This window comes from Litchfieldia sinesaloumensis, assembly GCF_900156865.1.
GTDB lineage: Bacteria > Bacillota > Bacilli > Bacillales > Bacillaceae_L > Ferdinandcohnia > Ferdinandcohnia sinesaloumensis.
The window spans coordinates 2,513,502-2,535,931 of the sequence record NZ_LT732529.1; the positions used below are offsets into that span (position 1 = coordinate 2,513,502).

At 36.8% G+C, this 22,430-nt stretch carries 29 protein-coding genes; 17 read left to right on the forward strand and 12 right to left on the reverse strand.

Annotated elements, in window-relative coordinates; all coding sequences use genetic code 11:
* Positions 1-138: 138 nt before the first annotated feature.
* On the forward strand, positions 139-942 hold the full coding sequence (locus tag CZ490_RS12565; RefSeq protein ID WP_077621048.1) for an alpha/beta fold hydrolase: 804 nt from the start codon (positions 139-141) through the stop codon (positions 940-942).
* 23 nt (positions 943-965) lie between these two features.
* Here the strand turns inward: CZ490_RS12565 and CZ490_RS12570 are convergent, their stop codons facing one another.
* Both CZ490_RS12570 and CZ490_RS12575 read right to left on the reverse strand, forming a co-directional pair.
* A complete protein-coding gene (locus CZ490_RS12570; protein WP_077619204.1) occupies positions 966-1,226 on the reverse strand; it encodes a DUF1871 family protein in 261 nt (86 codons plus the stop codon).
* Between the two features lie 7 nt (positions 1,227-1,233).
* Entirely contained in the window at positions 1,234-1,443 is a 210-nt protein-coding gene (locus CZ490_RS12575) for a hypothetical protein (protein WP_077619205.1), read from the reverse strand.
* A 128-nt stretch (positions 1,444-1,571) separates the two neighbouring features.
* Here CZ490_RS12575 and kapB point away from each other — a divergent pair, with 128 nt between their 5' ends.
* A complete protein-coding gene (gene kapB, locus CZ490_RS12580; protein WP_077619206.1) occupies positions 1,572-1,955 on the forward strand; it encodes a kinase-associated lipoprotein KapB in 384 nt (127 codons plus the stop codon).
* A gap of 74 nt (positions 1,956-2,029) precedes the next feature.
* On the opposite strand, the gene CZ490_RS12585 is transcribed toward kapB, so the two are convergent.
* Both CZ490_RS12585 and kapD read right to left on the reverse strand, forming a co-directional pair.
* A complete protein-coding gene (locus CZ490_RS12585; protein WP_234987229.1) occupies positions 2,030-3,358 on the reverse strand; it encodes a C40 family peptidase in 1,329 nt (442 codons plus the stop codon).
* Between the two features lie 190 nt (positions 3,359-3,548).
* A complete protein-coding gene (gene kapD, locus CZ490_RS12590) occupies positions 3,549-4,127 on the reverse strand; it encodes a 3'-5' exonuclease KapD (protein WP_077621050.1) in 579 nt (192 codons plus the stop codon).
* 292 nt (positions 4,128-4,419) lie between these two features.
* Here kapD and CZ490_RS12595 point away from each other — a divergent pair, with 292 nt between their 5' ends.
* Both CZ490_RS12595 and CZ490_RS12600 read left to right on the forward strand, forming a co-directional pair.
* On the forward strand, positions 4,420-5,601 hold the full coding sequence (locus CZ490_RS12595) for an MFS transporter (protein WP_077621051.1): 1,182 nt from the start codon (positions 4,420-4,422) through the stop codon (positions 5,599-5,601).
* A 137-nt stretch (positions 5,602-5,738) separates the two neighbouring features.
* Positions 5,739-7,604, forward strand: coding sequence for a transglycosylase domain-containing protein (locus CZ490_RS12600; protein ID WP_077619207.1), 1,866 nt, complete (start codon positions 5,739-5,741; stop codon positions 7,602-7,604).
* Between the two features lie 10 nt (positions 7,605-7,614).
* Here the strand turns inward: CZ490_RS12600 and CZ490_RS12605 are convergent, their stop codons facing one another.
* On the reverse strand, positions 7,615-8,172 hold the full coding sequence (locus tag CZ490_RS12605) for a DUF5366 family protein (protein WP_077619208.1): 558 nt from the start codon (positions 8,170-8,172) through the stop codon (positions 7,615-7,617).
* Between the two features lie 109 nt (positions 8,173-8,281).
* Between CZ490_RS12605 and CZ490_RS12610 the strand changes: the two genes are divergently transcribed.
* Positions 8,282-8,851, forward strand: coding sequence for a hypothetical protein (locus CZ490_RS12610; protein ID WP_077619209.1), 570 nt, complete (start codon positions 8,282-8,284; stop codon positions 8,849-8,851).
* 135 nt (positions 8,852-8,986) lie between these two features.
* Here CZ490_RS12610 and CZ490_RS12615 read toward each other — a convergent pair whose 3' ends face one another.
* Positions 8,987-9,208 (reverse strand): hypothetical protein, encoded by a 222-nt coding sequence (locus tag CZ490_RS12615; protein ID WP_077619210.1) that lies wholly within the window; start codon positions 9,206-9,208, stop codon positions 8,987-8,989.
* 206 nt (positions 9,209-9,414) lie between these two features.
* Here CZ490_RS12615 and CZ490_RS12620 point away from each other — a divergent pair, with 206 nt between their 5' ends.
* From CZ490_RS12620 to mnhG, 7 genes are read left to right on the forward strand one after another with little or no spacing between them, the layout of a single operon-like run.
* Entirely contained in the window at positions 9,415-11,820 is a 2,406-nt protein-coding gene (locus CZ490_RS12620) for a Na+/H+ antiporter subunit A (RefSeq protein ID WP_077619211.1), read from the forward strand.
* Positions 11,817-12,239 carry a Na(+)/H(+) antiporter subunit B gene (locus tag CZ490_RS12625; RefSeq protein WP_077619212.1) on the forward strand — a complete coding sequence of 141 codons (423 nt, stop codon included), beginning with the start codon at positions 11,817-11,819 and terminating at the stop codon, positions 12,237-12,239. Before CZ490_RS12620 ends, CZ490_RS12625 begins: the two co-directional genes overlap by 4 nt.
* Positions 12,240-12,242: 3 nt before the next feature.
* Complete coding sequence (locus tag CZ490_RS12630) at positions 12,243-12,584, forward strand: Na(+)/H(+) antiporter subunit C (RefSeq protein ID WP_077619213.1); 342 nt, start codon at positions 12,243-12,245, stop codon at positions 12,582-12,584.
* On the forward strand, positions 12,577-14,058 hold the full coding sequence (locus CZ490_RS12635; protein WP_077619214.1) for a Na+/H+ antiporter subunit D: 1,482 nt from the start codon (positions 12,577-12,579) through the stop codon (positions 14,056-14,058). Before CZ490_RS12630 ends, CZ490_RS12635 begins: the two co-directional genes overlap by 8 nt.
* A 5-nt stretch (positions 14,059-14,063) precedes the next feature.
* Positions 14,064-14,540 (forward strand): Na+/H+ antiporter subunit E, encoded by a 477-nt coding sequence (locus CZ490_RS12640; RefSeq protein ID WP_077619215.1) that lies wholly within the window; start codon positions 14,064-14,066, stop codon positions 14,538-14,540.
* Entirely contained in the window at positions 14,540-14,824 is a 285-nt protein-coding gene (locus tag CZ490_RS12645) for a Na(+)/H(+) antiporter subunit F1 (RefSeq protein ID WP_077619216.1), read from the forward strand. Before CZ490_RS12640 ends, CZ490_RS12645 begins: the two co-directional genes overlap by 1 nt.
* Positions 14,808-15,173, forward strand: coding sequence for a monovalent cation/H(+) antiporter subunit G (gene mnhG, locus CZ490_RS12650; protein WP_077619217.1), 366 nt, complete (start codon positions 14,808-14,810; stop codon positions 15,171-15,173). The genes CZ490_RS12645 and mnhG overlap by 17 nt, the downstream gene beginning before the upstream one ends.
* Positions 15,174-15,209: 36 nt before the next feature.
* Here mnhG and CZ490_RS12655 read toward each other — a convergent pair whose 3' ends face one another.
* Both CZ490_RS12655 and CZ490_RS12660 read right to left on the reverse strand, forming a co-directional pair.
* Positions 15,210-15,593: a hotdog fold thioesterase gene (locus CZ490_RS12655; protein WP_077619218.1), complete on the reverse strand. Its 384-nt coding sequence runs from the start codon at positions 15,591-15,593 to the stop codon at positions 15,210-15,212.
* A 53-nt stretch (positions 15,594-15,646) separates the two neighbouring features.
* Positions 15,647-16,231, reverse strand: coding sequence for a DedA family protein (locus tag CZ490_RS12660; RefSeq protein WP_234987230.1), 585 nt, complete (start codon positions 16,229-16,231; stop codon positions 15,647-15,649).
* Between the two features lie 177 nt (positions 16,232-16,408).
* On the opposite strand from CZ490_RS12660, the gene CZ490_RS12665 reads away from it, so the two are divergent.
* The 4 genes from CZ490_RS12665 (at position 16,409) to CZ490_RS22920 (ending at position 18,198) form a co-directional block, all read left to right on the forward strand.
* Complete coding sequence (locus CZ490_RS12665; protein ID WP_077619220.1) at positions 16,409-17,263, forward strand: SDR family oxidoreductase; 855 nt, start codon at positions 16,409-16,411, stop codon at positions 17,261-17,263.
* 83 nt (positions 17,264-17,346) lie between these two features.
* A complete protein-coding gene (locus CZ490_RS12670) occupies positions 17,347-17,778 on the forward strand; it encodes a YuzC family spore coat inner layer protein (RefSeq protein WP_142255378.1) in 432 nt (143 codons plus the stop codon).
* Positions 17,779-17,882: 104 nt separating this feature from the next.
* On the forward strand, positions 17,883-18,047 hold the full coding sequence (locus CZ490_RS22340; protein ID WP_159439950.1) for a hypothetical protein: 165 nt from the start codon (positions 17,883-17,885) through the stop codon (positions 18,045-18,047).
* A gap of 22 nt (positions 18,048-18,069) precedes the next feature.
* A complete protein-coding gene (locus tag CZ490_RS22920; RefSeq protein WP_268762099.1) occupies positions 18,070-18,198 on the forward strand; it encodes a hypothetical protein in 129 nt (42 codons plus the stop codon).
* Positions 18,199-18,204: 6 nt separating this feature from the next.
* On the opposite strand, the gene CZ490_RS12675 is transcribed toward CZ490_RS22920, so the two are convergent.
* The 3 genes from CZ490_RS12675 to CZ490_RS12685 form a co-directional block, all read right to left on the reverse strand.
* Complete coding sequence (locus tag CZ490_RS12675; protein ID WP_077619221.1) at positions 18,205-18,663, reverse strand: helix-turn-helix domain-containing protein; 459 nt, start codon at positions 18,661-18,663, stop codon at positions 18,205-18,207.
* Positions 18,664-18,754: 91 nt separating this feature from the next.
* Entirely contained in the window at positions 18,755-19,522 is a 768-nt protein-coding gene (locus CZ490_RS12680) for a sulfite exporter TauE/SafE family protein (RefSeq protein ID WP_077619222.1), read from the reverse strand.
* A gap of 119 nt (positions 19,523-19,641) precedes the next feature.
* Positions 19,642-19,869 (reverse strand): hypothetical protein, encoded by a 228-nt coding sequence (locus CZ490_RS12685; RefSeq protein WP_077619223.1) that lies wholly within the window; start codon positions 19,867-19,869, stop codon positions 19,642-19,644.
* A gap of 144 nt (positions 19,870-20,013) precedes the next feature.
* Here CZ490_RS12685 and CZ490_RS12690 point away from each other — a divergent pair, with 144 nt between their 5' ends.
* On the forward strand, positions 20,014-20,625 hold the full coding sequence (locus CZ490_RS12690) for a biotin transporter BioY (RefSeq protein ID WP_077619224.1): 612 nt from the start codon (positions 20,014-20,016) through the stop codon (positions 20,623-20,625).
* A gap of 73 nt (positions 20,626-20,698) precedes the next feature.
* On the opposite strand, the gene CZ490_RS12695 is transcribed toward CZ490_RS12690, so the two are convergent.
* Positions 20,699-22,429, reverse strand: coding sequence for a glycine betaine ABC transporter substrate-binding protein (locus tag CZ490_RS12695; protein WP_077619225.1), 1,731 nt, complete (start codon positions 22,427-22,429; stop codon positions 20,699-20,701).
* Position 22,430: the final 1 nt, after the last annotated feature.

Below are 22,430 nucleotides of genomic sequence, written 5' to 3' on the forward strand. Positions count from 1 at the left end.
CCCCTACTGTATATTTGAATTTTTAATGTCACTTATTATACCAGAGATAAATTTTTTATTCATTCTAAAATTTATGAGTTTTTCTTTTGTGTTCGGGAAAAATATGGATAGAATTTGAGGAGGATGTGTTTTTGATTGATAGGTACTATTAATGTTAAAGGGATTAACCTCCATTATGAGCTTTACCAACAAGATAAAAAGAAACCTGTGTTAGTGTTATTGCATGGATTCTTATCTTCTTCTTTTAGCTTTCGGAGATTGATTCCCTATTTAAAGAGGGACTATACGATACTGTCCATAGATCTTCCTCCATTTGGAAAAAGTGAGAAATCTAGAAACTTTACATATTCGTATACAAATTTGGCACAAGTGGTCATTGACTTAATTAACTCTTTTCATTTTTCAAATATACATTTAGTTGGTCATTCAATGGGTGGCCAGATTTGCTTGTATATAGCAAAACAAGCACCTGAGTTGGTCAATAAGCTGGTATTATTATGTAGCTCTGGGTATATGAAAAGAATGCCTAAGTCGCTAATCTATTCCTCCTACCTGCCCTATTTTCATTATATTGTAAAAAGGAAACTTGCTAAACAAGGTGTATTGCATAACTTACGAAATGTCGTTCACAATCATGACCTTATTGACAAAGAGATGATTGATGGGTATTTAGAACCATTTTCGGATAATGGGATTTTTATGGGGTTAACAAGAATGATTCGACACCGTGAAGGTGATTTACCGTCTGAAGAACTAAAAAAGATCCAGCATCCTGTCATTTTAATATGGGGTGAGAAGGACCGGGTTGTTCCGCTTTCAGTCGGAAAAAGGCTACATCAAGACTTACCAAATTCGAGGTTAGTTACAATAAAAAATACAGGACATTTAGTTCCTGAGGAATGTCCTGAGAAGGTGTATGAATATATATCGGAGTTTATCTAAAAAAGATGGGTTGCCCCATCTTTTTATCGTTCACATGTCGCGTTGTTTTTTATGATTAAGAGCTTTAGGGCTATATCCTTACAAGCTTTAAGTGGGATGATTTCCTCAAATGAGAATTCAAAAATGGACTGTATTTTTCTTGCTAATTTACTAGGGTCATCTATTTGATGGATCGCCTGCAAGACATCTACAGCTTCTGTTTCATAAGAACCGATTCCATAACCAAGCGGATCCCATTCCTGAAGCATAATCATCATTTGTAAGTTGGCTTGTTGATTTTCCATACAATCACTACTTCATACTATTATTTTTTTCTTGATTACTTATTTGTTTCTCAAGTTCTTCAGCTTGGGCTTGCTCTTTCTTTGAATGCTTAATAAATAAACGAAACACTACAAATGCAACAATTAAGCAGATAACTGTCGTTATTCCGGCTGGAATATATTCAGATTTGTCCTCAGGAAAATATAAGAACAGGTTTAAGACTGATAATAACAGCATGTATACACACCTTTCAACCGATAATGATTACTCATCATTATATCATAACAGTTGTTATAGATGCTTGTTTGATTATCGTCGGTTATAATGGAAAGAGTTAGAAATTCACTATACGAGGAGTGAGGATAATGTCTGAGGAATTCAAAATCGGTGACATTGTAACTGGAATATATAAAACAGGAAAATATATCGGGGAAATTACCGCGATTAAACCAGAACATTATCTTGTGAAGGTAAAAGCTGTTTTAAGACACCCTATGCAAGGTGATATCCACTCACCAAAAGATGTTAATGTCCCATTGTTTCAAGAACGAAGGGCACTTGCTTTTAATGAACAGACTAATGTTCCTAAAAAGATGGTCCGCCCATTTTCAGGAGAGGTACCTGATTATAAAGCTTCTTTAAAAGAAGCAGTTGATAAGACCAAAAGTGATTTAGAGACGGAAGGTACAGAGTGGGCTTTACGCAGTCTTGAAAACATGAAAGTGTTGGAGAGTGACTATTTCAAATAGGCCTGAGACTGATTTCTCCTAGGGTTATTTGACAAAGTATAACCTACGGGAATTCTTCCCGTAGGTTTTTTCTATTAATAGACTCGCTTCGCTCCGACATAATATTTTGACCAGTATGAATTATCCATTGATACAACTGCAATTCCACTTGAGGATGTGGCTGAGATAAATTTGTTATTTCCTACATAAAAACCAACATGTGAAATACGACCCGTATTATTAACAGCGAAGAATACAAGGTCCCCTTGCTGCAAATTCGCCTTTGAGACAGACGTACCCATTGTGTAATAGTCTGCTGATGTTGTTCTAGGGATATCTATTCCATGTCTAGCATGCATAAAGGAAACGAAACCAGAACAATCAAACCCCGCTGTCGTTGTGCCACCCCAGAGATAAGGGATTCCAATAAAATTATATGAATCATTAACCAAATCTTGAAGCACTTGTTCACGATTCACTGTATTTGATTCGATCTTGGAGTTTCCAGACACCTGCAAGACTTGTCCAATCGAAAGTGTATTGCTTGTTAGATTATTAATGTTTTTCAGGTCTGCCACACTCATATTATAATTACGAGCAATCCCATATAAGGTGTCTCCAGCTTTTACCGTATATGTAGCACCCGCTACATTTTGCTGTGGAGTCGTTGGTGTATTCGTGCCTACTTTTAAAGTCTGCCCAACATAAATTACGGACGATGTAAGATTATTATTTTTCATGAGTTGATCAACGGTTGTATTTGCCCGATCAGCAATTGAGTATAATGAATCGCCTGGTTGCACCGTATAAGTGTTCCCTTCTATGTCAGTTGACTGTGGTGCAGTACCGACTACCTGAAACGTTTGTCCTACATGTATTGTATTTGAAGTTAAATTGTTTAATTGCTTTAGCTGGTCAACACTCATGTTATACGAGTTGGCGATGGAGTAAAGAGTGTCACCACGAGTTACCGTATACGATGAAGTGTTCTTCTGTGGTTCTTCTGTACTTATTACGAGGGTTTGCCCTGTATAAATCATATCACCGGGTAAGTGATTAAGTTGTTTGAGCTGGGACACAGTGAGATTATATTTCTTTGCAATTGAGAATAATGTTTCTCCGCTTGCTACTGTATGAGTTGTTTGGGATTGTGAACTTGCTTGATTAAGACTAGCTGCTTTTACATTCGAATCATACCCACCCACCATAGTGACAGTAGCAATCACCATGGTCCCCATCATCACTTTTACAATAGTTGGGTTTAGGTTCGGAACTTTTTCCTTAAGATATAACCGGATACTTTCATTGAAATGAAGCTTTTTTCCTTTTTCCTGTGTACCGAGTTCACTTGAAAACTCAGGTAGATGAGGGTCTATATATAAATGAATTGTTTGAGGATTTTCTATTTTATGACCAATAAACATGAGACATCCCTCCTTTTTCAATTAGGATATCCTACCTAGAGGGTATTATTTTTTGTTTTTATTGTAAATTGTTACTATAAATAGAAAAGCGCAAGGCGCCTGCCCTGAGGAACACCGAATAACTACGTAAAGAATTTTATAATCTTATATAGCTAAAAAGCCAATTCACCTTTGTAGGGAATTGGCTTTTTTATAATGCAAATTTGTTTAATACTTTTGAGAAATCAACTCGGTCACCGATTGTGGTTGGTTCAGGTTTTGCTAGATAACGCTTATCATTTTCAACTAATTTGAATATATTAAACGTTGTGAGTGCATCATCAAGCGCGCAGTGATGTTTACCCGTCCCTTCTTTGCCATATTCTTGCACAGCCTTCCATAGACCAGTCTGATTTTGGTCACCAAAAAAACGCTTATATTCCATGGACAAGTCTCTTTGCTTTCCTCGGAATGGAAAAGGGATTCCCGCCTTTTGACAATTGTGGCGAAGGACCCTCATATCCATGTTTCCCCAAGTAATGATTGTGCTGGAGGATACGCGTTCATATTCAGAAAGTTTATTTACAAATTCAGAAAAACTTACACCACGTTCGACTTCTTCTTGAGAGATGTTTAAAAAGGATTTACACCGGTTTGTTAACGTTGGGAATTTTATAGGTTTCACATATGAAGAATATTGATCAATGATCGTTTGATTCCTAACGCAAACGAGGCCAACTTCGATTATTTCGGGGTAAAATCCTTGTGGGTTGCCTTTTCCCTCTGGCATTGTAAATTCAAAGTCAATGAATAAATATTGATGTTCCACATCTAAACCTCCTTTTTCGTTTTTTAAAGAACTGACTTTACACCCACCATTTAGCAAGTACACTTTTACACATAGACGAACATCTTTTTAATTATTATAGCACGGTTCTTTTTATTTTTCAGAATATATTTATAATATATATGCATTTTCTACTTCAATAAAGTACAATAATATTCTATAATATTTAGTAAACCGAAATATTCGAGTTGAGAAGGTGTTACACATTCAAACAGCAAAACGAAATTTAGTGATTATGTGGTTTGCCAATTTCTTTGTTGCTGCAAGTGCAACAATGATTATGCCATTTCTCTCATTGTATATTGAAACGTTTGGTGATTACTCTGATAGTTTTGTACAACGGTGGGCAGGTTTAGTTTTTGCAGCAACCTTTGTAACAGCTTTTTTTATTTCACCACTTTGGGGACGTTTCGGTGACCGCAATGGCTACAAGAAAATTCTCCTAATAACGGGGACTGGCATTGCCATCAGTATTTTTTTAATGGGATATGTGACCTCAGTGGGGCAATTATTTTTTCTAAGGCTCTTCATGGGTGTTGTTACAGGCTTTATTCCAACCTCTTTGGCCCTCATTTCAGCACAAACACCGAAAGAAATAGCAGGGAAAACACTAGGAACACTTCAAATGGGGAATGTATCTGGTGCTTTGTTCGGACCACTATTAGGTGGGTTGCTTGCGGATGCAGTTGGTTTCCAGTATACCTTCGTTCTCACCGCAACTGTGATACTAGGAGCAGTTGTATTGGTTGCCTTTGGAATTAAGGAGGTACGTGTTAACGAAAAAAATACGACCGTAAAAAAATATACACGTAAGGAAGTTTTAGCTCATATCTTTACGAATCCTGTGTTATTAACCGTCATGTTTATATCTACACTTATTCAAGTTGCTAATTTTAGTATTCAGCCCCTACTAGCTTTATACGTTACTCATTTGACAGACAGTAGTAATATTGTCTTTTTAGCAGGAATGGCATTTTCTGCAACTGGATTTGGGAATTTATTGTTTACGAGACAATGGGGGAAAATAGGTGACCGAATTGGACATCAAAAAATACTTACATTCCTTCTCCTTGCGTCTTCGATATTGTTTATCCCGCAAGGACTTGTAACTGAACTATGGCAACTTGTCCTTTGTCGATTTTTATTTGGTATGGCTGTTGGTGGGCTTATACCATGTATGACGGCCTACATTCGACAAGTTGCTCCACTTTCCATGCAAGGAGAAGTACAAGGATATAATGTTAGCTTCAGGTTTTTAGGTAATGTAATTGGACCGATTTCAGGTGGAATCCTAAGTGGATTTTTTGGAATCTCAACTGTCTTTTTCATCACAAGTGGCCTATTCTTAGTGGGTGCGGCTACATTATGGTTTAGCATTGTTCGTAATTCTGAAAAGTCAACCCAACATGCTGCTTAAAACAGATGACAATCGTGTCATCTGTTTTTTACTTTATTCAGTATCAAGTTGATGTTGTAAAATGCAAACGTAACATACGCCTAGGCGAAATTGTATTATATAATTAGATAATAGTACTTATTGAGAGAGTGTTATACATGAGAAGACAAACTGGATATATTATTATTTTTTTTCTTTTAGTTTTATTTATATTAGTATTATTTCAAGTAAACACCGAATTGAAGGTGGCAAAAAGTTTTCCCGCTGTATTGGATGAAAAGATTCCAATCAACCAAATTGTATTGAAGCAGACAAGCTATATTAAGGATAGTAAAGGGAACATCATCTCTGAGATTCACCATAATGAAAATCGTACCAGCCTCCCCTCTGACGAAATCCCGCCACTTGTAAAGGACTTGTTTATCGCTATTGAGGATCAGCATTTTTACGAGCATGTAGGCTTCGATATAACAGGAATTGGTCGGGCAGCCCTTATTAATTTTAAAAATGAATCTATCGATCAAGGTGGAAGTACAATTACACAGCAATTAGCAAGGAACCTCTATTTAACAAACGAGAAAACCTATAACCGAAAATTAAGTGAGCTTTTATACTCGTACCAGTTGGAACAGAAACTAACAAAAGAGGAAATTTTGACTGCGTACAGCAATGCGATTTATTTTCAAAATGGGGCTTATGGAATCGAAAGTGCTTCTCAGCTCTATTTTAGTAAACCTATTAAAGAGGCATCACTAGCACAAATTGCATTTTTGTGCGCAATTCCGAACAATCCATCACTCTATAATCCGGTTACTCAATTTTCAAATACGAAGGAAAGACAGGAACGCATATTACAAATTCTAGTAGAGGCCGACAAAATCACACCTAAAGAGTATCAAAGAGCAATTAATGAGCCGATTGAACTTGTATTGGAAGATAGAGTGGATACTTATCCAGATTATACAACTTATATTTACCAGGAGCTTAAAATGTTAATTTCAAAAAAGGAAGGTTTCTCCGAGAAGTTAAGCTCCGCAACTTCAGTAGAAGAAAAGGAAAAACTACATGATATATTAAATCAAACAGTTAAAGATAAACTCGAATCTGGGATTATCATTGAGACAGTACTAAATACAAAAATTCAGGAGACGGCTGTGCAATCGGTGGAACGTTATTTACCTTCTGATCATGCTCAAGGAGCTGTTGCAGTGATTGATCATACCTCGAACCAGCTTGTCGCCATTGTGGGCGGAAAAAACTATAAAAAATTTGCATTCCATCGGGCTTTTCAAGGAACTCGTCAACCTGGCTCAGCGATAAAACCATTACTTGTGTATGCCCCGTATTTTGATCAAACAGGTGCCTCAATTTCACAAAAGGTTAATGCCAACAACTTTTGCAAGAACGGCTATTGCCCTCAGAATTACGGTGGCGGACAATATGGAAATGTTAGCTTACAAACAGCGTTTACGTATTCCTACAATACCCCTGCTATCCGATTATTAGATGAAATCGGAATCGAAACTGCGTTTGAATATCTAAATAAACTTCATTTTTCGAGTGTAGTAAAGGAAGACCATGGTTTACCTGCAGCTATTGGTGGCTTTACATATGGGATGTCTCCTTTAGAAATGACCAATGCATTTGCAACCTTTGCCAACAATGGACAATTTATTCAAGCTCGTGGAATTACGAAGGTAACAGATTTACAAGGGAATATTCTTTATGATTGGAATGAAGAACCCACAGGGGTTTGGAGTCAGTCAGCTAATCAGAAGGTAAGGGCGCTGCTTGCGGATGTTGTCAATACTGGTACAGCCAAAGAAGCGAACTTTTCATCCGGCTATATTGGTGGAAAAACTGGAACTACGAATGAGATTAAGGATCTCTGGTTTGTTGGCCTAACTGAAAGATATACTGCGGGTGTGTGGGTTGGAAATGATGAGAATAAAAGTGTATATTATTTGGAAGCTCAAAAACCACAAGTCTATATTTGGAGAGATATTATGAAAGCGAGCCAATAAGGCTCGCTTTTTAAATCGGTAAACTTCCAATGATACTATTGTACAATCTCATACAAACAAAGGTTATTGAAATAAAAAATGTAAACCAGCTTAATGTAAGAAAAAAAACAAGGCCAATTACCCCTCCAAAGGTCGAAGTGTTTTGAACTTTATAAACAAAGAAAATAAAATAACCCAGTGTAGCCAATATGAGAATGATAAGAAGACCGTAAAAGGAATGAACAAATGCTAAGGAAAGTGTGCCTCCACCTAGATAGAAAAAGGAACCCATTCGAATTTTTGACAAACTCTCCCCATTGCTGTCTTTTGTAAAAAATAAAAGGGAAAGTTCAAGCAATGTATTGGCAATTAATTTTAATGCAGCAAATACCATAAAGTAAATTAAAAAACACACTATAAATATCGAAAATTGAATCCAGGTAGGCGAAAAAAACTCTTGCATCCCTTTGTATACTCCAACCTGTTTAAGTACCTCTACTGTTTTTAATTCCGTCCAAATCCCATATGACACACTAAAAAGGATTATTGAAATTAGTGGGAAATAACTCGTAAAATACGTATTTTTCATTTTTGATCCTCATAATCCATACTTGATGATTTCGATTTTAGTAGTAAATCTCCTTTTTGTAAATACATATAGATTAAGGGGTTACTATTATAGGGAAAGAGGGGGTTCTATGAAAAAAGGGTTCCTGTTTTTGATGATTGTTTTCTGTTTTGCTTTTTTCACCTTCCTGAATACAGTTAGTGCTTCAGGTGAAAGCGACTTTACAAAAGCAGTAAATGAAAAACTAAAGGAAGTTAATTATTATGCGGTGGGCTCTGCTAATGTTGTAAACTCAATTTCAAAGGAAGCCGAAGTCGTTAATGTGATTACGCCAGACGACCCTAATACCGAAGAAAATGAAGAGAAAATTGAAAAATACACAGCGAATGTAGTAGTGGGACACGTAGCCTATAAATTAAAACGAGATAGCATCTTTTATCTCCAAAAACATGATTTCTTTTATTATGATGCTGACAATAAGGAATTTTTAATGCTTGGTGATTTCCCGAATGATCAGGAAATTAATTCGCTTTATGATGAATATATGGAAGCAGGACATGAGGCTGGTACTACCCTTACATCTAACATATTGTTCAGTATATTTTTATTCCTGGCTATTCTTGTGGCCCCTATACTAATAATGATTTTTCACAACAAAGCCATTCCCACACCAATCGTAAGGAATAATAGCAAGTGGTAGGATGAGATGTTTTTCAACTCATCCTTTTTTCTTTGTCTAAGCCAATTAGGACTAAACAAAATACTCATTGTACTTAAAGGCACCTTCTGGCGGTGTCTTTAACCTGCAATTAATAGATGTGCAATTACTCATTTCTTATTTCCGCGGCTCAATTCGAATATACTCTCGCGGTTTAAATCTTGGATATACCGTTGTTGTTTCCTCTGTTTGTGTATCTAGTGTTTGAATTTGAAATTGTTGTTGATCGTTATATTCTTCTCCAATGTATTCTCTCTTCGTTTGGTCATGTATAACCCATGCTACGGTAAACAAGAAGGCAAAAATAGCAATAGCCACAATTCCTTTTCTGACATTCACAGTACTCACCTCTTGCTACTAGCATTCATATTGAACATAGATTTTATACACCTCATTTAAAAAAATTTTTTTTGCCTAAAAAACACGATTCCTACTTATTTAATAACAACTAAAAATCTTGGTAACACTAGAAGTTGCAAGGCATGCAAGTTCTTATTAATTGTTATATACTTTTAAAAGAACTATAAAGTAAGGGGGTACTGTTTTTGTCACTTGTACATTGGGCCATATTATCTCCATTTATATTGGCTATCTTTATACCTTTTTTACGCAAGTATTTGCGTGGAATACATACAGGTTGGTTTGTATTAATTCTGCCTGTTTTGCTATTCTATTATTTCTTTTCATTCATGAAAAATACGATGAATGGAAATCCAATTGTTCGTACCGCAGAATGGATGCCTTCCATCGGAGTCAACTTTACTGCGTACATTGACGGGTTAGGACTTTTATTTGTCCTACTAATTACTGGTATTGGAGCATTAGTCGTCCTATACTCTATCTTTTACCTTTCTAAGGAAAAAGAATCGATACATAACTTTTATGTATACCTACTTTGCTTCATGGGAGCCATGCTGGGAGTTGTTCTTTCAGATAATGTAATTGTTCTTTATACATTCTGGGAGTTAACAAGTCTTTCATCATTCCTATTAATCGGGTACTGGCATCATCGTGAAAAGTCGAGATATGGTGCACAAAAATCAATGTTAATCACTGTATTTGGTGGACTATCAATGTTGGCAGGGTTTGTTTTACTGTCTATCATGACGAATACATTTAGTATTCGTGAAATGATTGCTCAAGTGGACACATTACCAGCGAATTCGCTATTCATCCCTGCTATGCTATTAATCCTTTTAGGTGCATTTACAAAATCAGCACAATTTCCATTCCATATTTGGTTACCAGATGCGATGGAAGCACCAACACCTGTTAGTGCTTATTTGCACTCAGCAACTATGGTTAAAGCGGGGATTTATTTAGTAGCGCGCTTAAGTCCTATTTTTGCCGGATCAAGTGAATGGTTCTGGATTATCTCTACCTTTGGTATTGTCACCTTATTTTGGGGCTCATTTAGTGCTGTAAAACAGACGGATTTAAAAGCAATCCTTGCTTTCTCAACCGTAAGTCAGCTGGGATTAATTATGTCCTTACTTGGACTTGGTTCTGCAGCTCTTCACTATGATCATCTTGAGGAGAATCTTTATTTGGCTGCAATCGTAGCTGCTGTCTTCCACTTAATTAACCATGCGACATTTAAAGGAAGTTTGTTCATGGTGGTTGGTATTGTCGACCATGAAACAGGCACGCGTGATATTCGCAAGCTAGGTGGACTAATGACCGTTATGCCGATTACCTTTACATTGTCTGTAATTGGTGCATTTTCAATGGCGGGATTACCACCATTTAATGGATTTTTAAGTAAGGAAGCTTTCTTTACAGCGATTGTAAATGCAACAACACTTGATATTTTCAATATGGAAACATTGGGGATTCTTTTCCCAATCCTTGGTTGGGTTGCGAGTGTTTTCACATTCATTTACAGTATGATTCTTGTCTTTAAAACATTTACTGGAAAAGCTCAATTTGAAAAACTTGATAAAAAGCCACATGAAGCACCGATAGGGATGTTAATATCACCTATTATCCTAGCTTCACTTGTTATTATCTTTGGGTTCTTTTCAAACATCTTAGCTCCAAGCTTAATTGAGCCTGCTGTAGCGTCAATTGTCCCAAGTTTGATAGATAGCGGTTCGAACTTTCATGTTCATTTTGGCTATTGGCATGGTTGGAATGCACCGCTGTATATGTCCATTGGGGTTGTTGTCTTAGGGACATTAATGTTCCTTACCCTAACAAAATGGGCTGGCATATACAATATCTTCTCTAAGCGCTTAACCTTAAACAATCTTTATGACAATGGTCTTATAACAATGGAAAGGTCCGCATCGAGATTAAATCGCTTTTATATGACTGGGGTTATTCGCGACTATTTAGTGATTATTTTTGCGTTTTTTATTGTTGCGATAGGAAGTGCACTTATTATAAAAGATGGGTTTGCATTTGACTTAACTCATGTTGCACCAGTTCGGATCTACGAGACGGTTCTGGCACTCGTTCTTATTGGTGGCGTTTTGACGACTATTTTTGCTAAGTCTAGACTCACTGCCATGATTGCACTTGGTGCTGTTGGATATACAGTTTCTTTATTCTTCGTGCTATTCCGTGCACCAGATTTGGCGCTGACTCAGCTTGTCATTGAAACCGTATCAGTTTCCTTATTCCTATTGTGCTTTTATCACTTGCCTAAGCTACAGAAAAAAGAAAAACCAATGCGTTTCCGCGTAACAAACCTAATTATCTCGTTGGGTGTCGGAACGATTGTTACACTGCTTGCTATTTCTGCAAATAGTACAAGGCTTGTTGACTCCATCTCAAGTTATTTTGTCGAAAATAGCTATAAAGAAGGCGGAGGAACCAATATCGTTAACGTTATTCTAGTAGACTTCCGTGGATTTGATACATTGTTTGAGATTACCGTTCTCGGTATTGCTGCACTCGGTATTTTTACAATGATTAAATTACGCTTAACAAGGAGGAAAGAAGGATGAAAACAAATGATTTAATCCTACAAACAGCTACAAAAATAACTGTTTTCATCATTCTTACCTACTCCTTAAATCTCTTTTTTGCGGGTCATAATACTCCAGGTGGAGGATTCATCGGTGGATTGATTTCTGCTGCAGCTATAGTCCTTCTCCTTTTAGCATTTGATATGAAAACAGTGAAAAAAGCCTTACCTTTTGACTTTAAAAAGGTGGCTGCTCTTGGGTTATTAATTGCAACATTAACTGCAATGGGTTCATTTTTGTTTGATGTACCTTTCTTGTCCCATACATTTGGTTATTTTGATTTACCAATATTCGGGAAAACTGAACTTGCTACTGCCGTATTATTTGATACCGGTGTTTATTTAGTTGTTGTAGGAGTAACCATGACCATTATTCAAACTATCGGGGAGGATGAATGATTAATGGAAATCTTAATGGCTATTGTCATCGGTATTCTATTTACGGCTGCAACCTATATGATGCTTTCAAAGAGTCTCATTCGCGTCATAATTGGAACAGGTTTGCTTAGTCATGGAGCACACTTATTGTTATTAACGATGGGGGGATTAAAGCAGGGCGCTGCACCTATTTTAGTAGAAGGTACAAAGGCTTATGTTGATCCACTCCCACAAGCTCTTATCTTAACAGCGATCGTAATTAGTTTTGGGGTAACTTCATTTATCCTTGTTCTAGCATATCGATCCTATCAAGAGCTTGGCACGGATAACATGGATAAATTGAGGGGAAATGATAGCGATGAATAATTTTGTAATCCTTCCAATACTGATTCCTCTCATGACGGGAATCATACTGATATTTGTAAATAAATATACGAAAGCAGCAAGAGGTATTAGCCTAATATCAACTATCCTTACTGTAATCGTGTCATTGCTACTTGTTAATCATGTCTATCAAAATGGCATTCAAACCCTTAACCTTGGGGACTGGGATGCTCCGTTTGGTATAGTGTTAGTAGCAGACATGCTTGCTGCATTACTTGTAACAGCAGGAAGCATTGTCGTATTAGCATGTATTCTATATTCATTTAAGAATATAGGGAAAGAAAGAGAGTCTTTCTTTTATTATGCTGCTGTTCAATTTCTAATGGTTGGGGTACTGGGGGCATTTCTAACAGGAGACCTTTTTAATCTCTTTGTATTCTTCGAAGTAATGCTGATGTCTTCTTATGTGCTTATTGTACATGGTGGGACAAAGCCTCAATTACGTGAATCCATTAAATATATCTTGGTAAACGTCATTTCTTCTGCCCTATTTGTTATTGGCGTAGCTTATTTATACGCAGTAACAGGAACAGTAAATATGGCTGATTTATCTGCGAAGATTAGTGAACTAGGACAGCCTGGTCTTGTCACTGTTATCTCAATCTTATTTTTAGTGGTATTTGGGTTAAAAGGAGCCATTTTCCCGTTATTCTTCTGGTTGCCAGGTTCCTATCATGCACCACCAACACCGATTACAGCTCTATTTGGAGCACTATTAACAAAGGTTGGAGTATATTCTATTATTCGTACATTTACGATTATTTTCTATAACGATACAGGTTTCACTCATACCTTAATTGGTATACTTGCCGGATTAACCATTGTGGTAGGTGTAATTGGTGCTGTATCCTATTGGGATGTTAAGAAAATCATTATTTACAATATCTTAACTGCGGTTGGTGTAATTCTTGTTGGTGTTGCAACGTTAACACCAACAGCATTAACTGGCTCGATTTATTATTTAATACATGACATGATTATTAAAGCAGCTCTTTTCCTATTAGTCGGGGCCATGATAGTGATAACTGGTACTAGCAATTTAAAGAAAATGGGTGGCTTGATCAAACATCACCCATATCTCGGCTGGATGTTCTTTATTGCAACCATTTCACTTGCAGGAATTCCACCATTTAGTGGTTTCATAGGTAAACTTCTAATTGTTAAAGGAAGCCTTGCTAATGAACATTATATGCTGGTCGCAGCAATTTTAATTTCAAGTCTTCTTGTCCTATACTCGGTGATGAAAATATTCATTAACGGATTCTGGGGTGAAGCAAAACTTAGGAAAGAAGAAGAAAAAGGTTCAACAAAAGGATTGCTATTACCAATCACTCTTCTACTTTCACTCTCAATTGCACTTGGATTTGGCGCTGAATGGTTCTATCCGTATATCTCTCAGGCAGCACAGGTTTTGACGGACCCATCCATCTATGTCCAAGCTGTCTTAAAGGAGTAGATATTATGTTGTTGCAAATCGTTTTAAATATTTTTATTGCATTTTCGTGGATGTTTATATCGAATTCATATGAGTTTGGATCCTTTTTTGGAGGTTATTTGATCGGACTTTTACTAATCCTTGTTCTTCGTCGTTCCTTCTCACACCGGTTCTATCTTCTTAATGTGTGGGCAGTGATAAAGTTAATTTTGATATTCTTTAGAGAGTTAATATTATCAAATTATGCAATTATGAAGGTAGTCGTCAAGCCAAATCTTGATATCAAACCCGGGATTTTTGCTCTACCGACGGAACTAGAAAAGGACTGGGAAATTATGGTTCTTTCGAATTTAATTACATTGACACCTGGAACATTGGTAGTTGATATTTCAGACGATCGAAAATTACTCTATATTCATGCGATGGATTTGCAAGATATAGATGAGGCAATCGAATCTATCAAAAACACGTTTGAAAAAGCAATCCTGGAGGTGAGCAGATAATGTTTGAGATTTTACTAAATATTGCATTGCTCTGCTTATCCGTTTCAACAATTGCTTATTTATATCGTGTGATTAAAGGACCTTCAATTCCAGACAAGGTAATTGCATTAGATGCAATAGGGGTCAATCTCGTCGGTATAACTGCAATTATTTCAGTAATACTGCGTTCTAATTCATTCCTTGAGGTCATTTTATTAATTGCGATTGTCGCATTTGTTGGTACAGTTGCATTTTCGAAGTTCCTTGAGAAAGGAGTCGTTATTGAACATGACCGAGATGCTTAAAATACTATTTGCTGTTATCATCTTGTTCGGAGCGCTTTTAAGCCTATTAAGTGCAATTGGAATCATTCGATTGCCTGATGTGTACACAAGAAACCACGCGGTATCAAAAAGTGCCACATTAGGTGTTCTCTCTATATTACTTGGAACGTTTTTATATTTCTGGGTAATCGAAGGCTATATGAATGCGAGGGTAATTTTAGGATTTGTCTTTCTGTTTCTGACATCTCCTGTTGCAGGCCATTTGATTAGTCGTGCTGCATATAATTCTAAGGTTCCTCTTTGGGAGAAAAGTACCCAAGATGATTTAAAGAACAAAGCACGTAGTACTAAAGGTAAAGTAAGTCAATAACAGAAAGCGAGGACTTGTTTAGTCCTCGCTTTTTCTTTACTTTTTTAATGTCAATATAGCCATTGTACAACGTGAAACACAAATGAGATTTTCTTCTTCATCAACAATTTTAATGTCCCAAACCATCGTTGTTTTACCTTTATGAAGTGGGGTGCCAATTGCTCTTACAATTCCTTTCTGTTTTGCACGAATGTGATTTGCATTAATTTCAAGCCCCGCACATCCTTGTGTTGCCTGATCAACGAGATTGTATGTACCTACACTTGCGACTGTTTCCGCTAAAGCAACAGATGCCCCACCATGTAAAATACCAAAAGGCTGACGTGTTCGCTCATCTACCGGCATAGAAGCTGTCACCCTATCAGGTGTTACTTCTTCAATTTTGATGCCTAACGCACTAATCAATGTGTTTTCTACCATTTCTTCTCCCACTCCTAACTATTACACGATTATACCGTTTATTATCCTGTCTCTTAATTTGAAAGTTTACGTAACTTGCGGGTCTTTTTTATTTTTATGCATACATACAATACTAACCCTCCAACCGTTACACCAATAACTAGGTCGTAGTATTTGATAAAGGCTTCAATGAATTCTTCCCCCGCAAAGTATCCGACCGAGAAGATTAATGAAACCCAGACCAATATGGCTGTATACAGTGTAGCTGCAAATTTTGCAAAAGGAAATTTACTGAATCCAAATAGGAACGGAAATAAAATACGAAAGCCTGGAACGAAATAGCATAAAGCCAACGCGAACATATTGTACCTTTCAATAAGGGATAAGGCGCGTTCTATCTTATTTCTCATTTTATTTTTCTTATTCAGCAGGTAGACCATTACATGCCCTGCAAAGCGTCCTGTAATATAACTTGTAGTGACAGCTGTTAAGATACCTATATACGTGACCATGAATATCTTCCACGGAACGAAGATGTCCTCAGATGCAAAAAAACCAATTGTAGAAACAATGACTTCATTTGGAATTGGTATCACAAATGCGCCAACCCAAAGCCATAAATAAAGCCCTAGATAACCGTGCTCTTGGATAACTGACACTATATCATTAATATCCATCAAATCCCTGCCTTTGAGGTCGATGTACTTAGTTATAGATTCCCATCACCTTCTATTATAAGATTAAATGGATAATGTTAGAAACATTTTTATTTTAGCTCAAATACCGGCTGTATAGACCATGTCGGATTTGGAATTGGTTTTAAGGGAGATGAAAACATGGAAAAACCCATTGTCTTAATAACTGGTGCTTCAAGTGGTTTTGGACTTTTGACAGCCGTTGAATATGTAAAAAAGGGATATTTTGTTGTCGCTACGATGAGGGATTTACAAAAAAGGTTACATGTATTACAGGAATTAAACGATCGTACTTTAGAAGATAATTTTCTATTTTGTAAATTGGATGTAACCAATGCCAAATCATTAACTGAATTGCATGACACTCTACAAAATCTTGGACGAGTTGATATTTTGTTGAACAATGCTGGGTTTGCTATGGGGGGATTTGCAGAGGAAATAACAATAGAGGAATACAAGTCTCAGTTTGAAACGAACTTTTTCGGTTTAATTGAAGCAACAAGGCTTGTCCTCCCTCATATGAGAAGACGAGGATCAGGAACAATTATTAATATAAGTAGCATAAGTGGACAAATTGGATTCCCAGGTCTATCCCCTTATGTTGCTTCTAAATACGCCCTGGAAGGATGGAGCGAATCGTTACAGCTTGAGGTAAGGCCATTTGGGATTAATGTTGCCCTAATCGAACCAGGTTCATATCAGACGAATATTTGGAGTAGTGGTAAGAAGATTGCTAAAAGGTCCATACTCACCACTTCCCCCTATTATGAAATGATGAAAAAAATTGAAAAAAGGCTTGAAAAGGGGCAATCTACCTACGGCGACCCACTTGAGGTTGCAAGATTTATTGTAAAACTCACAGAAAAACCTTCATTACCTAAACTTCGCTATCCAGTAGGAAAAAATACGAGGATCTCTATCTTTTTAAAGACAGTACTACCCTGGAGATTATGGGAACGTATTGTTTTTAGAATGTTGGGAGTTACCAGACGGTAGAGAATGCCAAAAGTCTACCGCACCTTTATCAGATAATTACATATATTGTAAGGGAAATTTGATTAAGGGGAGGTCTACTACCGTTGTATCAACATCCGTTTGTCTATGGACGTCAGGGACCACCAAGGACAGTGTTATATCCTGGTTATTATTCAAATATAACTAGACATTCTGTTTTTCCTGAACCTAAATCGTATTATCAATATCCGTATTATCGTAAATACCCAGAAGTGGATTCTACGCTATTTAGTGAATCCGCAACTGAAATGAGAAACCTAATGAAGGATGCGAGTTTAGTACTTGCAAAATTAGCGGATTCAAAGCCATTTGCCCAGCAGGTAATGGCAGCTGCTCAAAGCTCAAATGACAAAGAAGTAGAACGGTTACTAAAATCCACAGGAATTAAATCAGATATTAAAACTAAATTTAATCCAGATGGTATTAATATTGAGTTATCATCAATGGTTAATGGCGTCGAATGCTGTCATTTAACAATTACATTAAGATGGCTGTAATGACTAGTAACGAGAGGTAAAAATTTGCCTGTCGTTCTTTTTTGTTTACCAGAATGAAAATGAGCCTGTTTAGGACAAGATAAAAACACGAGGAGGTAAAATCAATGGAAAATAGAGACAGAGACATAACGAAACTTACACAAAGTAAAGAAGAACAGCTCGTAAATCAGCTTGACCCAGAGCTTGATCTTCGAAATATAAATTTTGCAACAGGCGAAAATGAGTATCTTAACCATGATAGATATGATGATTTTACAATCGATTACTAATTAATTGCATGGAGGTGGTTATATGGCTAAAAATGAAAAACTGAATGAAGAAGCAGCTATGAACAATAATTTACCTTCATCAATGTATTCGAAAAGCAAAACTGTAAAGAAGAAAAAAATGGGGCAAAATAGTATGCGCCCCACTTTTTAATTTCATTTAATTTAATTCGTCAGTAAGTTCTTTAAACCTACTATATGCTTCCTTTATATCAAAAGAAGAATACCACCGGAAGTTCGCATTATCTAAGATTCGATAATGTTGGCTTATTAGGTTCTGTTGGAGACGAAACCTTCCTTCTTTCTGAAGATCCTTCCACCAGACCTTCCCCCCCATAGTTCGTTCTTTCGCACGATTAATCCCGTTACGTCCGATAATTTCCATGACATCTATAGGGTCCTCGCCTAATGTTGTTTGGATAATTTCACTATCTCGAAATAATGCACATAGGGCAACTACACATGTCCATCCCGCTTGAATCCTTCCCTTTTCAATTTGTACCAAAGTCTTCTTTGAAATCCCCAAAATCTCAGCCATTTTATCTTGCGTATACCCTTTTTCAATTCGAATCAACTTCATTTTTTCAGATAACAATTTTATTATATGTTCCTTTTCCATATCAATCACCTTTGAGATATCCCATTTAAAAAACCTTAGTGTAATTTTACACTAAGGTTAAGAGGTTCGCAATGAAACTGCATTAATCAATCTAATAAATTAATTTTAATCCGCTTATAAAAATGATAATCCCTATTACGGTTTGCAAAGGTTTCATTGGAACCTTTGCTGAAAGTGAACTCCCAATAATTACACCTGGGATAGAACCACAAAGTAAATTTGCGACTAATAGAAAATCAACATTCCCAAAGCCTACATGAAAAATACTGCTAACTGTAACTAAGATAAAGGCGTGTGCAATGTCTGTTCCAACTAACTCGGAAGCTCGTAATTGATAAAATAAAAGCATCGCTAAAGCAAATAAAGACCCCGATCCAACAGATGTTAATCCGACAATAAAACCAAGAATCGCACCAAGAAGAATCGTTCCTTTTATTTTATCCTCAATGGGTTTTAAGCTATAAGAGCTACTTGAAAAACGAGAGCTAAACAACGTCTTTATCACAGTTGCCACAGCAACCATCATAAGTACATAACCGAGTGCATGCTTTACGATTTCACCTTGTATGAGCTTATCCCCACCAGCAATATGCAATGTGGCTACGGCAATGATAGCACTAGGAATACTGCCTATAGCCAAATATTTTACAAGCTTAAAATTAATTGTTTTCTGCCGAAAATGCTGAACAGATCCAAAGAATTTTGTAATTGAGTTATAGACAAAATCTGTTCCAACTGCGACTAGCGGATTGATGCCAATTATGATTAAAAATGGGGTTAATAATGCCGCTCCACCTACACCTGTTAATCCGACCAAAAAACCGACAAAAAGGCCCATTAATACAATTCCAATACTCATTTCCGACCGCTCCCAACATTTTCGGATATGGGCATTATATTTACAGGACATCCCTTTTGACACTTTTTTCTTACATTGGACAAGATAATTATTTTCTAACAATAATAAATTGACGCTGTTTAATTCAGATTTTCAAATGCTTTCTTAAAGGTTCGGTATTGAAATAGGAAATCATCTACAAATATTTTATCAACATTTTCAAAATCGTATGACTCAAAAAATGCTTCAAGTACTTCGAATTCTTCATGGTCCATTGCACCAGTTATCCAAAGTGGATATTGTAAAGTTTCATATAGATGATGCAGCCCAAATACTTCAAAGGTTTCTTTTACTTGATACGGTGTCATATGCATCACCTCCTCGTAAAAGTATCGGTGATGGAATTCAATTTTAAACTTTAATTTATGTTAACTTTTTATTTTTTTTGTTGACATATAATCGTTCTTGTTTTACGATTTTGTTAACCATTAATTAACGGAGGTTAACATAAGATGACAACAATATCCAAACCACGCATTCGAGCAATTGAAATTACATATGTAGGAATGTTCGCAGCACTAATGGCGATTGGTGCAAACATTACCTCAATGGTCCCCTTCTTACAGGTAGCGGGAGTTCCATTAACCATGCAAACCTTTTTTGCAGTATTAGCAGGGCTATTACTTGGTAGTCGATTAGGAGCTATTTCTATGTCCATATATATGCTGATTGGAATTGCAGGAGCACCTGTCTTTTCTGGCTTTGAAGCTGGTATTGCTCCAATCATAGGGAGTACAGGTGGATTTATATTATCATTCATCCCGACAGCGTATTTTGCAGGAAAAATCGTAGAGTATGCCAAGGGGAATCCAACTCTATCAACGTTTATGCTTGCTGCATTTGTCGGCTTGTTTATGAACTATTTTATTGGCACAAATTATATGTACTTCGCATTAAACTTTTGGCTAGAAGTTAAAATGAGCTACGGTGCTGCATGGGCCGTTATGGCTTGGTTTATTGTAAAGGATCTTGCTTTTACTGTTTTCGCAGCATGTATTTCACCAAGAATATATCGCGCGGTAACAAAAGGTTCTGTGATTCATGTATCTACAAAGGCATCTTAAAAAACAAGGTATTTCAGTTTTTGAGTACAACGCAAAATAGAGAGAGTATCCAAAAGGATGCTCTCTCTAAGTTTTATTTCAAGTCTTCAATCGAATCAATTTCAACGTATTCTGGTACTACCAGTCCATTCTTCGTTCCATAAAGATTTTTCCCTAGGTCAACGAAATCGTTCTTATAGGTATTATAATATTCAACATGAGTAGTTGGTAGCCAAGCCCCTACCATTCCATCTGCACTTCCATTGGCCACTCCCGCAAACATTGGCCCAACTTCAACCTGACTCAATGTCACATCATAACCACTTTGCTCGAGAACCCTGCCAATTACATAGGTACTGGCTATTTCTGAATCCCAAGCAACAAACACAAGATTAACCCCTTCCCCGCGTCCTGTTTGGGCACCGTTTGTCCATTCAGAAACCTTATCTGGGTTTGCTGCAATCCACTTATTAGCAGCTTCAGTTGCATCCATGCCATTTGTAATATCAACCATGACAGCTTCCATATCACTAGGTTCCCACAAAAATTGATCAAGGATTTTATAAGCACCAGGTACATCCTGTTCCAGTCCTTTTCTTACAATGGTATGGATACTTTCAGCTCCTCCAAAGGATTCTTTCGGGTCATCTAGATATTTCAATTCGAATGATGAGAACATCCAATGTGGTGTCCATCCAGTGATTATAATAGGTCTTTGCTGAGCATATGCCTTCTGTAGTTCAGCAACCATTGCAGCAGACGAGCCCTCGAGTAACGTCCACTCATCTAGTTCGTATTCTTCTAAAGCAGTATGGGTCAATCCCATCAATCCTGCCCCAGGTTCTATTCCTACAATTTCGAAATCGGTTTGTGCACCAATTCCATTTGCATTCTTATTTGTAGTGTCCTTGTTGGCTGGTATTGAGACAACTATGGCTGTACCTACTATAAGTAAAGCTAAAATTGAAAATACAATCTTAGGCTTAACGACATTTCTATATGCCGGATTACGCAAATTTTGTGTTATTCGGTCAAGAATAATTGCAATGAAAACAATTGACAAGCCAGCTTCAAAGCCTTGCCCTACATCAATTTGACTCACTGCTCGGTAAACATCTGCTCCAAGTCCAGGTGCTCCAACTAATGAAGCAGTAACAACCATTGATAATGCTAGCATTATACTTTGGTTAACCCCAGCCATTATAGTCGGAGTAGCAAGAGGTAGTTGAACTTTGAACAATTTTTGACTAGTAGTTGTACCGAAGGCATTTGCTGCTTCAATTAAATCTGATGGCACCTTCTGAATACCTAGATTCGTCATTCGAATCGTAGGTGCAATTGCAAAAATAAATGAAGCTATAATTCCTGGGACCACTCCAATCCCAAAAAACAAAATGGCCGGAATTAAATACACAAATGCAGGCATCGTTTGCATAAAGTCTAAGATAGGAGTAACGATGTTTTGTACAGATTTTCTTTGCGCACACCAGATTCCAAGTGGAATCCCGATAACGATTGTTAGTAATCCTGATAGTAAAACAATCGCAATTGTTTGGATGCTTGAATCCCAGTATCCAAGGTTTTCAATCAATAGGAGACTTAATAATGTAAAGATACCTAATGGCCATCTACTTGTATAGGTCACCAAGAGAGTTAAAACAAGAATTAAGATGATAGATGGCCCTATGCTTAATATGTCTACAATCAATTCCAAGAGCCCATCGATTACATTTGTTATAAAGGCAAATAGCCCAGACATTGCGATGGTTAGCCATGCGACAAAGGAATCTACCCATTCACCTAGAGGAATTTTAGGAATACCCATG

Excerpts from the sequence above, each read along its gene's own strand:
- CZ490_RS12585 (WP_234987229.1), bottom strand. The coding sequence starts at position 3,358 with ATGTTTATTGGTCATAAAATAGAAAATCCTCAAACAATTCATTTATAT.
- CZ490_RS22920 (WP_268762099.1), top strand. The coding sequence starts at position 18,070 with ATGGCTAAAAATGAAAAACTGAATGAAGAAGCAGCTATGAACAATAAT.
- CZ490_RS12640 (WP_077619215.1), top strand. The coding sequence starts at position 14,064 with ATGTTGTTGCAAATCGTTTTAAATATTTTTATTGCATTTTCGTGGATG.
- kapD (WP_077621050.1), bottom strand. The coding sequence starts at position 4,127 with ATGCCAGAGGGAAAAGGCAACCCACAAGGATTTTACCCCGAAATAATC.
- CZ490_RS12695 (WP_077619225.1), bottom strand. The coding sequence starts at position 22,429 with ATGGGTATTCCTAAAATTCCTCTAGGTGAATGGGTAGATTCCTTTGTC.
- CZ490_RS12610 (WP_077619209.1), top strand. The coding sequence starts at position 8,282 with ATGAAAAAAGGGTTCCTGTTTTTGATGATTGTTTTCTGTTTTGCTTTT.
- CZ490_RS12690 (WP_077619224.1), top strand. The coding sequence starts at position 20,014 with ATGACAACAATATCCAAACCACGCATTCGAGCAATTGAAATTACATAT.
- CZ490_RS12645 (WP_077619216.1), top strand. The coding sequence starts at position 14,540 with ATGTTTGAGATTTTACTAAATATTGCATTGCTCTGCTTATCCGTTTCA.
- CZ490_RS12635 (WP_077619214.1), top strand. The coding sequence starts at position 12,577 with ATGAATAATTTTGTAATCCTTCCAATACTGATTCCTCTCATGACGGGA.
- CZ490_RS12625 (WP_077619212.1), top strand. The coding sequence starts at position 11,817 with ATGAAAACAAATGATTTAATCCTACAAACAGCTACAAAAATAACTGTT.
- CZ490_RS12675 (WP_077619221.1), bottom strand. The coding sequence starts at position 18,663 with ATGGAAAAGGAACATATAATAAAATTGTTATCTGAAAAAATGAAGTTG.
- CZ490_RS12655 (WP_077619218.1), bottom strand. The coding sequence starts at position 15,593 with ATGGTAGAAAACACATTGATTAGTGCGTTAGGCATCAAAATTGAAGAA.
- CZ490_RS12665 (WP_077619220.1), top strand. The coding sequence starts at position 16,409 with ATGGAAAAACCCATTGTCTTAATAACTGGTGCTTCAAGTGGTTTTGGA.
- CZ490_RS12600 (WP_077619207.1), top strand. The coding sequence starts at position 5,739 with ATGAGAAGACAAACTGGATATATTATTATTTTTTTTCTTTTAGTTTTA.
- CZ490_RS12595 (WP_077621051.1), top strand. The coding sequence starts at position 4,420 with ATGTGGTTTGCCAATTTCTTTGTTGCTGCAAGTGCAACAATGATTATG.
- CZ490_RS12605 (WP_077619208.1), bottom strand. The coding sequence starts at position 8,172 with ATGAAAAATACGTATTTTACGAGTTATTTCCCACTAATTTCAATAATC.
- kapB (WP_077619206.1), top strand. The coding sequence starts at position 1,572 with ATGTCTGAGGAATTCAAAATCGGTGACATTGTAACTGGAATATATAAA.
- CZ490_RS12685 (WP_077619223.1), bottom strand. The coding sequence starts at position 19,869 with ATGACACCGTATCAAGTAAAAGAAACCTTTGAAGTATTTGGGCTGCAT.
- CZ490_RS12680 (WP_077619222.1), bottom strand. The coding sequence starts at position 19,522 with ATGAGTATTGGAATTGTATTAATGGGCCTTTTTGTCGGTTTTTTGGTC.
- CZ490_RS12570 (WP_077619204.1), bottom strand. The coding sequence starts at position 1,226 with ATGGAAAATCAACAAGCCAACTTACAAATGATGATTATGCTTCAGGAA.
- CZ490_RS12630 (WP_077619213.1), top strand. The coding sequence starts at position 12,243 with ATGGAAATCTTAATGGCTATTGTCATCGGTATTCTATTTACGGCTGCA.
- CZ490_RS22340 (WP_159439950.1), top strand. The coding sequence starts at position 17,883 with ATGGAAAATAGAGACAGAGACATAACGAAACTTACACAAAGTAAAGAA.
- CZ490_RS12575 (WP_077619205.1), bottom strand. The coding sequence starts at position 1,443 with ATGCTGTTATTATCAGTCTTAAACCTGTTCTTATATTTTCCTGAGGAC.
- mnhG (WP_077619217.1), top strand. The coding sequence starts at position 14,808 with ATGACCGAGATGCTTAAAATACTATTTGCTGTTATCATCTTGTTCGGA.